Here is a 515-nt window from a genome sequence, read left to right as displayed (position 1 = left end):
TTTTTTACTGTTGCGCTAGAATAAGGACTTTGGGCAACTTGATTTGGTGTTCCATTGTCGCCAATAAAAATTATTATAGTGTTATTTCTTTCATCTTCGGGAATATCATCTAATAATCTTCCAATTTGAAAATCCATTGCTTCAATTGCTGCTATATAGTAAGGAATTGGGTCTAATCCATTGTTATATGTTGGTAAGTTACCTTGACTGTGCATATTACTCGGTGGTGCATGAAATGGAGTGTGTGGTGCATTATATGCCAACCACATAAACCAAGGTTTAGATTGTTGATTAATCCAATCTATTGATAAGTCTGTAAAAACTTCTGTGATGTATTCTGTATTTTGACTTGTAGCACCATCTTCGCTTAATTGCCATTGGTAATAATCATCTACTGCACCACGAATAAGTCCGGCGTAATAATCAATCCCAAATGTTTCTGGGTTTATAGCTGAATTGTAGCCTGAAAGATGCCATTTTCCAACAATTGCAGATGCGTATTTATTGTTAGTTTG

Annotated in this window: 1 protein-coding gene; it reads right to left on the bottom strand. The window is 35.1% G+C overall.

The annotated features are described in order from the left end of the window. Positions 1–515, bottom strand: a 515-nt coding sequence (locus B2U95_RS05945) for a sulfatase-like hydrolase/transferase (RefSeq protein WP_296313775.1), incomplete at both ends; no start/stop codon positions are given.

The sequence above is a fragment of the Winogradskyella sp. UBA3174 genome (assembly GCF_002364335.1).
Classification (GTDB): Bacteria; Bacteroidota; Bacteroidia; order Flavobacteriales; family Flavobacteriaceae; genus Winogradskyella.
This window is presented reverse-complemented; position numbering and strand designations above follow the sequence as displayed.